Consider the following 7,957-nt stretch of genomic DNA (forward strand, 5'->3'; position numbering starts at 1 on the left):
ATGTTGGCACCGCTTGGGTTGGTCAGAACTTGACCATAAACCTCTTTTAAAATGCCGACAGTGAGGGCAGTTGTCAGGGTTTTTCCATTTGTTCCAGTGACCACGACAATCTCGTAGTTCTTAGCTAGGTTTTGTAAAATATCTTTATCAAATTGAAGGGCAAGTTTTCCTGGAAGGGTACTTCCACGGCCAAGACGGCTCAAAATCAAGTGGGAAGAACGCCCAGCAAGAAGGCCCAAAGTAGTTTTTAAGTTCATGTTTCTATTATATCACAAAAGAGGGAAAAGACAGATTTGGTGTTTCACAGAAGCAAAAACAGCCCAAAGAGGGCTGTCAGTTAAGATGAGATTTCAACTTAAATCGCAAACAAGTCATTCAAGTTCTCAGCCAAGGTTGGGTGAGTGAAGATTTGTTTTGTGAAGTAAGTGTAAGGAATCTTGTTGTCCATAGCAACAGTGATGATGTTGATGATTTCTTGAGAACCTTCTGAGAAGATGCTTGCTCCAAGAATTTCTTTTGTTTCAGTATTAACAACAGCTTTGAAAGCTCCGCGAAGGTCTCCATTTACGTGACCACGAGGCATTGCTGCAACAGGGATTTCTTTCACTGCGTATGGAAGTTTCAAATCAGCTGCTTGGCTTTCAGTCAAACCAACTTGTGAAAGTGCAGGTGTGATAAACATGGTGTTTGGTACATTGAGACGGTCTTCAAGTGTGTAGCTGCCATCTCCAGCAAGGTAGCTGTAAACAACACGGAAGTCATCCAGTGAAATGTAAGTAAATTGAAGGCCACCGTTGACATCTCCAACTGCAAAGACACCAGGAACGTTTGTTTGACAATGTTTGTCTACTTTAATAGCACCACGTTCAGTGAGTTCAATATCTGTATTTTCAAGTTGAAGTGGTTCTACATTTGGTTTACGTCCAGTTGCGTAGAGAAGGGCATCGAAACGGTAAGTTTCGTTTTCAGTTACGACAAGCACTTGGTCACCGTCGTTTTTGATTTCAGTAGTATGGATATTTTGAAGCAATTCAATGCCATCTTCTTCCATATATTGTTTAGCAAGAGCTGCGATGGAAGGTTCTGCACGAGGAAGGAAAGTATCCAAGGCATCTAGGACTGTGACCTTGCTTCCAAGTTTGTTGTAAAGACCGGCAAATTCAAGACCGATATTTCCGCCACCAAGGATTCCAAGTTTTTCAGGTAATTTGTCCAAGTTTTGGATACCTGTTGAGTCAAAGATGTTTTTGCTTGTAGCAAGTCCAGGGATTGGCAAGACGTTTGAAACAGCACCAGTGTTGATGACGATTGTTTCAGCAGTCAGTTCTTTCTTTTCATCACCAGCTTGGATTTCGATGACTTTATTTGAAAGGAAGTGAGCTTCCGCATCAAAGATATCTACGCCTGTACCAGCAACAGTCGCATAGTTTTTACCGTTGAGGCGACCAGTGATCGTGTTTTTAGTAGCAATCACTTCTTCAAAAGACAAGTCCTTCTCAGCAGCAACTAGCAAAGTCTTAGTTGGGATACAACCAATGTTGATACAAGTTCCACCGTACATAGCCTTGCTACGTTCAACGAGGGCAACTTTTTTGCCAGCTGAAGCCAATTTACCTGCTAGTGTTTTACCAGCTTTACCAAATCCAATAACAATTAAATCGTATGTTAACATTTAGAGTTCCTCCTATTCGAATTTCATTCTAGCACAAGAAAAAAACTTTTGCACAATTCTGCTACGCTTTAAAAAAGTTTATGAAATAGTGGAAATTTCAGCCTCATTTTCTCAGGGTAACTTGAAATTCGGTAACTTGAAATTAGCCGAAAAGTATCCCTAGAAGGCTATTTTCATAGGGGAAAATATGGTATAATAAAAAGATAAGGTAAAGGTAAAAATATGGCTAAATTGATTCCGGGGAAAGTCCGTATCGAAGGCGTTGCCCTTTATGAAACTGGTAAGGTTGACATCATCAAGGAAAAGAACAATCGGCTCTACGCTCGCGTTGCAGAAGAAGAACTGCGCTATAGTTTAGAGGATGATTTGGTTTTTTGTGCTTGCGATTTTTTCCAAAAGAGGGGCTACTGTGTGCATTTGGCAGCGCTGGAGCATTTTCTGAAAAATGATGAGCGTGGTCAGGAAATCTTGCAGAGTCTGGAAGAAGGTCATGAGGAAAAAGAGGCCGTTGAAACCAAGGTGACCTTGGGTGGCAAATTTTTGGACCGAATCTTGTCTCCAAAATCAGAACGTGCCTATGAATTATCGGCTGTGGGGCAAGTGGAAGCAGGAACTAATCATATCTTGTGGACTCTGAGAATCGGCCAAATCAATAGCCAAAAATACTACGTCATTCGGGATATTCCACTCTTTTTAAGGATTGTCGAGCAGAGAAAGTCTTATATGATTGGCAAGATTTATGAGGAGTCTCTTTCTTGGGAAGCCTTTGATGAGGCTAGCCAAGAACTTCTGACTTTCTTGCGTGGACTGATGGAGGAAGGACAGGCTCCAGACCTCTTTTTCCAAAACCAGGGTCGGCATCTCTTTTTCCCTCTGACTTTTTTTGAGCAGGGTGTGAATTTACTGATGACCTTGCCGCATTTTCAATTTGACCATCAAGTGGATAGCTATCAGACCCTGCTTTTTCAGGATATGCATGCTGATGCCAATCTATTTGCCTTTACAGTAACAGAATACTCGGATTATTTTGAAATGGAAATCAGCGAGAGTCCAAGGGTCAATGTCTTTTATCAGGGAGCAGTACTTTTCCATAAAGGTCAGGTTTATTTTCTAACAGACCAGCAGATGCGTCTTCTCAAGGAAATTAAAGCGCTACCTTTGGATCAACATGGAAAGAAATACCTGCAATTTGATAGCAGTGACCGAGATAAGTTGGCTTCTTGTCTAACGCTCTTTGGCCAGATGGGGATCGTTTCAGCTCCAGAACGGTTACAAATCAAAACTTTTGCGCCCTCTTTTTACTTTGACAGGGAAGAAGATAATCGGATTCGTTTAGAAATTCAGTTTGATTATGGAGATAGGCAGGTATCAAGCCGACAAGAGTTAGAAGAATTACCATTTTCGAGTGATGCTGACTTAGAAGAAAGAGTTTTCCAAGTCTGTTTGACTGCGGGCTTTGAAGCAGACTTTCAATCTTGGCGTCAGGCCTTAAAAGCCGAGTCTGTCTATCATTTCTTTCACGAAATCATTCCAATCTTTGAAAAACTCGGGCAGGTTGACCTATCAGACAAGTTAGCAGAACTTTATAGTCTAGCAAGTCCTCAAGTGCAGATTGCTTCCAAGGGAGGTCTCTTGGAAATCCAGTTTGATTTTCAAGATATTGCCCAAGAGGAAATTGACCAAGCCATGCAGGCCTTGGTTGCCAATCAAGATTTTTATATTGATTCGTCTAAACAAGTCTACTTTTTCGATGAAGAAACCAAGAAAATTCGCCAAAATTTACAGGAACTGGGGCAGTTTGAACTAAAAGATGGCTCCTTGCAGGCTCGGAAATCATTGGCCTACAGTTTAGCTCATCTCTTTGAAGGGCGTGATCGTGTTTCTTTTTCACAAGAATTCCAGAATCTGGCTCATGATTTGACGCATCCAGAGGACTTCCCTAGACAAGCAACTCAGGTTCAGGCTGATTTGCGAGATTATCAGGAAAAGGGAATCGGCTGGCTACAAATGCTCCATCATTATGGTTTTGGTGGGATTTTGGCTGATGATATGGGATTGGGGAAAACTCTTCAGGCCATTGCTTTTTTGACCAGTCAAGTGACAAAAGAAAGTCGGGTTTTGGTTTTAGCACCGTCAGGTTTGATTTACAACTGGGCAGATGAATTTCAGAAGTTTGCCCCACAGTTGGATGTGGCTGTTGTTCATGGTTTGAAAGCTAGTCGTGAAGAGATTCTTGCTGAGAGCCATCAAATCTATGTGACCAGCTATGCCACTTTCCGTCAGGACAGTGAACTTTATCAGGGGAGTGGCCTTTGACTTCCTTTTCTTAGATGAGGCTCAGGTCATGAAAAATGCCCAGACCAAGATTGCCCAGACCTTGAGACAATTTGTGGTGCCGTCGGTCTTTGCCTTGTCAGGAACGCCGATTGAAAACCATCTGGGTGAGTTGTGGTCTATTTTCCAAATCGTCATGCCAGGACTTTTGCCAAGCAAGAAAGAATTTATGAAATTGCCAGCTGAACGCGTGGCTCAGTTTATCAAGCCTTTCGTGATGAGGCGCAAGAAAGAAGAAGTGCTGACTGAATTACCAGACTTGATTGAAGTAGTTTATAAGAATGAACTGGAAGACCAGCAAAAGGCTATCTACCTAGCCCAGTTGCAACAGATGAGAGATAGATTGGCTCAAGTGTCAGACCAGGAATTTCAGCGAAGTCGTGTGGAAATTTTATCTGGTCTGATGCGCTTGCGCCAAATCTGTGACACTCCTGCCCTCTTTATGGAAGATTATCAGGGAGCCAGTGGCAAGCTGGATAGTCTTCGAGACCTGCTGGTCCAGGTGGCAGACGGTGGACACCGTGTCTTGATCTTCTCTCAGTTCAAGGGAATGTTGGAGAAAATTGAACAAGAATTGCCAGACTTAGGCTTGACTTCCTTTAAAATTACGGGTTCAACCCCAGCCAAGGAAAGACAAGACATGACCAAAGCCTTTAACCAAGGGGAAAGAGATGCCTTTCTGATTTCCCTCAAGGCGGGTGGGGTTGGTCTGAACCTGACAGGTGCTGATACGGTTATTTTGGTTGACCTTTGGTGGAATCCTGCGGTGGAGGCGCAAGCCATTGGTCGTGCCCATCGGATGGGACAGGAAGAAACGGTTGAGGTCTATCGCTTGGTAACTAAAGGAACTATCGAAGAAAAAATTCAGGAACTCCAAGAACAGAAGAAACATCTGGTGTCACAAGTATTGGATGGAACAGAGTCACGTGGTAGTCTTACCCTAGCAGAAATTAGAGAAATTTTGGGAATTTCTGAAGCCAGCACTTGAAAAATCAAGACAATACGCTATAATGAAGTGTTGAAAGGAAATAGAAAATGAAACAAGAACGATTTCCATTGGTGTCAGATGACGAGGTCATGTTGACTGAAATGCCAGTCATGAATCTCTATGATGAGTCTGATCTGATCAGTAATATCAAGGGTGAGTATCGAGATAAAAATTATTTAGAATGGGCTCCTATTACTGAAGAGGCGCCAGTCAAACCGATTGAAAAGCAAGTCGAGAAACCTAAAAAAGCTCCTTTAGGGGTAAAAAAAGAAGGAAAGAGCTATGCGGAGGTGGCGCGTGAAGAAGCGCGTGCAGACTTGAAAAAGAAACGCTCTGCTAACTATCTAACTCAGGATTTCAGCCGTGCGAGACGTCATTCTAAATCAGGACTTCTTAGACAGGGCAATCAACCGACAGCGCCTTTCCAAAAGGAAAATCCTGGTGAATTTGTCAAATATAGCCAAAAATTGACCCAGTCTCATTATATCTTGGCGGAAGAAGTTCATTCTATCCCTACCAAGAATGAAGAAGTGGCAGCACCTGCTCCAAAGAAAAACAACTATGATTTTCTAAAGAAGAGCCAAATCTACAATAAAAAAAGTAAACAAACAGAACAAGAACGTCGGGTTGCCCAAGAGTTGAATCTGACCAGAATTACAGAATAGGGGAGGAAACATGTCAAAGACATATCATTTTATCGGAATTAAGGGATCAGGGATGAGTGCCTTGGCCTTGATGTTGCACCAAATGGGGCATAAGGTACAGGGATCAGATGTTGAAAAGTACTACTTTACTCAACGTGGTCTTGAGCAGGCAGGAATTACTATTCTTCCTTTTGATGAAAAGAACCTAGACGGTGATATGGAAATTATCGCTGGAAATGCCTTCCGTCCAGATAACAACGTTGAAATTGCCTATGCAGACCAAAATGGTATCAGCTACAAACGTTATCATGAGTTTCTTGGTAGCTTTATGCGTGACTTTGTTAGCATGGGAGTAGCAGGAGCGCACGGAAAAACTTCAACGACAGGTATGTTGTCGCATGTCTTGTCTCACATCACAGACACTAGCTTCTTGATTGGAGATGGAACAGGTCGTGGTTCGGCCAATGCCAAATATTTTGTCTTTGAATCTGACGAATATGAGCGTCACTTCATGCCTTATCACCCAGAATACTCTATTATTACCAACATTGACTTTGACCATCCAGACTATTTCACAAGTCTCGAGGATGTTTTCAATGCCTTTAACGACTATGCTAAACAAATTACCAAGGGTCTTTTTGTCTATGGTGAAGATGCAGAATTGCGTAAAATTACATCAGATGCACCAATTTATTACTATGGTTTTGAAGCAGAAGGTAATGACTTTGTAGCTAGCGAACTTCTTCGTTCAACAACTGGTTCAACCTTCACCGTTCATTTCCGTGGACAAGACTTGGGGCAATTCCACATTCCAACCTTCGGTCGTCACAATATCATGAATGCGACAGCCGTTATTGGTCTTCTTTACACAGCAGGATTTGATTTGAACTTGGTGCGTGAGCACTTGAAAACATTTGCCGGTGTTAAGCGTCGTTTCACTGAGAAAATTGTCAATGATACAGTTATTATCGATGACTTTGCCCACCATCCAACAGAAATTATTGCGACCTTGGATGCGGCTCGTCAGAAATACCCAAGCAAGGAAATTGTAGCAGTCTTCCAACCGCATACCTTTACAAGAACCATTGCCTTGTTGGACGAATTTGCTCACGCTTTGAACCAAGCGGATGCTGTTTACCTAGCACAAATTTATGGATCTGCTCGTGAAGTGGACCATGGAGATGTTAAGGTAGAAGACCTAGCCAACAAAATCAACAAAAAACACCAAGTGATCACTGTTGAAAATGTTTCTCCCCTCCTAGACCATGACAATGCTGTCTATGTCTTTATGGGAGCAGGAGACATCCAAACCTATGAATACTCATTTGAGCGTCTCTTGTCTAACTTGACAAGTAATGTTCAATAGGATGCTCCCATGGAAATTCCAATTAAGATTATTCAGGCAAGTAAGTCTGATTTGGCTGAGATAGAGGCACTTCAGGCCACATCTTTTCCAGCTGAAAAGCAGCAACCTTCCCATATTTTAGAAGAAAGTATCCGTAAGTGTGCGGATACCTTTCTTCTAGCTAGGGATGAAAATCAACTTTTAGGCTATATTCTATCAAGTCCTCAGTCAGACAAACCGCAATGTCTAAAAGTACATTCTTTAGTTATTGATTCTGACCATCAGAGACAGGGCTTGGGAACGCTTCTTCTTGCAGCCTTGAAAGAGGTGGCAGTTGAGCAGGATTACAAAGGGATTCGTTTGGAGAGTCCTGATGAGTTGCTTTCATACTTTGAAATGAACGGTTTTATCGATGAAGAAACTTCGCTTTATGCAACTAGCCAGGGTTTTAGTATGATTTGGTTTAATCCTTTTTATCTGGAGGCAAAATGAAAATCAGGAAAGCAAGATTAGAAGATTTAGATCGTATCGTTGAGATTGAACTAGAAAATTTCTCGATTGAAGAAGCCATTCCTCGCTCTGTTTTTGAGGCACATTTGCGAGAAATTCAGACCTCTTTTCTGGTTGCAGAAAAAGAAGGTAGGATCATGGGTTATATCGAAGGGCCAGTTGCCCCCCACCGCTATCTGCAAGACCAGTCTTTTACAGAAGACATAAAAGACTATAGTCATGAGACTGGTGGCTATATCTCTGTGACCTGTCTGTCTATTGCCAAGGAGGCACAGGGCCTCGGACTGGGTCAGAAATTGCTAACAGCCTTGAAAGAAGTTGCTCTTGAAGATGAGAGAGATGGCATTAACCTAACCTGTCATGACTATCTCATCGCCTACTATGAAAAACACGGATTTGTCAATGAAGGCCTGTCCCAGTCAACCTTTGCAGGGGAAACTTGGTATGATATGGTCTGGGAAGCT

5 protein-coding genes and 2 pseudogenes are annotated in these 7,957 nt (G+C 42.3%); 5 read left to right on the plus strand and 2 right to left on the minus strand.

Going from position 1 to position 7,957, the window contains the following annotated elements:
- A pseudogene (locus SMIDD26_RS13420) lies at positions 1-257 on the minus strand (DUF1727 domain-containing protein); the annotation flags it as partial.
- 98 nt (positions 258-355) lie between these two features.
- The gene (locus tag SMIDD26_RS10540) at positions 356-1,672 is read right to left on the minus strand and encodes an FAD-containing oxidoreductase (protein WP_061440074.1); all 1,317 of its coding nucleotides are present in this window, start codon (positions 1,670-1,672) and stop codon (positions 356-358) included.
- Positions 1,673-1,894: 222 nt separating this feature from the next.
- On the opposite strand from SMIDD26_RS10540, the pseudogene SMIDD26_RS10545 reads away from it, so the two are divergent.
- The 5 genes and pseudogenes from SMIDD26_RS10545 to SMIDD26_RS10565 all read left to right on the plus strand — a co-directional run.
- Positions 1,895-4,994, plus strand: a pseudogene (locus SMIDD26_RS10545) (DEAD/DEAH box helicase).
- Between the two features lie 47 nt (positions 4,995-5,041).
- Positions 5,042-5,659, plus strand: a complete 618-nt coding sequence (locus SMIDD26_RS10550; RefSeq protein WP_061440075.1) for a divisome accessory protein ZapJ — start codon at positions 5,042-5,044, stop codon at positions 5,657-5,659.
- A 10-nt stretch (positions 5,660-5,669) separates the two neighbouring features.
- A complete protein-coding gene (gene murC, locus SMIDD26_RS10555) occupies positions 5,670-7,004 on the plus strand; it encodes a UDP-N-acetylmuramate--L-alanine ligase (RefSeq protein WP_061440076.1) in 1,335 nt (444 codons plus the stop codon).
- 9 nt (positions 7,005-7,013) lie between these two features.
- On the plus strand, positions 7,014-7,475 hold the full coding sequence (locus SMIDD26_RS10560) for a GNAT family N-acetyltransferase (RefSeq protein WP_061440077.1): 462 nt from the start codon (positions 7,014-7,016) through the stop codon (positions 7,473-7,475).
- Positions 7,472-7,957 (plus strand): GNAT family N-acetyltransferase (locus tag SMIDD26_RS10565; RefSeq protein WP_246747038.1); only part of this gene is annotated, 486 nt, incomplete at its 3' end. The genes SMIDD26_RS10560 and SMIDD26_RS10565, both read left to right, overlap by 4 nt.

It is taken from the genome of Streptococcus mitis (genome assembly GCF_001579035.1).
GTDB lineage: Bacteria > Bacillota > Bacilli > Lactobacillales > Streptococcaceae > Streptococcus > Streptococcus mitis_J.

Excerpts from the sequence above, each read along its gene's own strand:
- murC (WP_061440076.1), top strand. The coding sequence starts at position 5,670 with ATGTCAAAGACATATCATTTTATCGGAATTAAGGGATCAGGGATGAGT.
- SMIDD26_RS10560 (WP_061440077.1), top strand. The coding sequence starts at position 7,014 with ATGGAAATTCCAATTAAGATTATTCAGGCAAGTAAGTCTGATTTGGCT.
- SMIDD26_RS10540 (WP_061440074.1), bottom strand. The coding sequence starts at position 1,672 with ATGTTAACATACGATTTAATTGTTATTGGATTTGGTAAAGCTGGTAAA.
- SMIDD26_RS10550 (WP_061440075.1), top strand. The coding sequence starts at position 5,042 with ATGAAACAAGAACGATTTCCATTGGTGTCAGATGACGAGGTCATGTTG.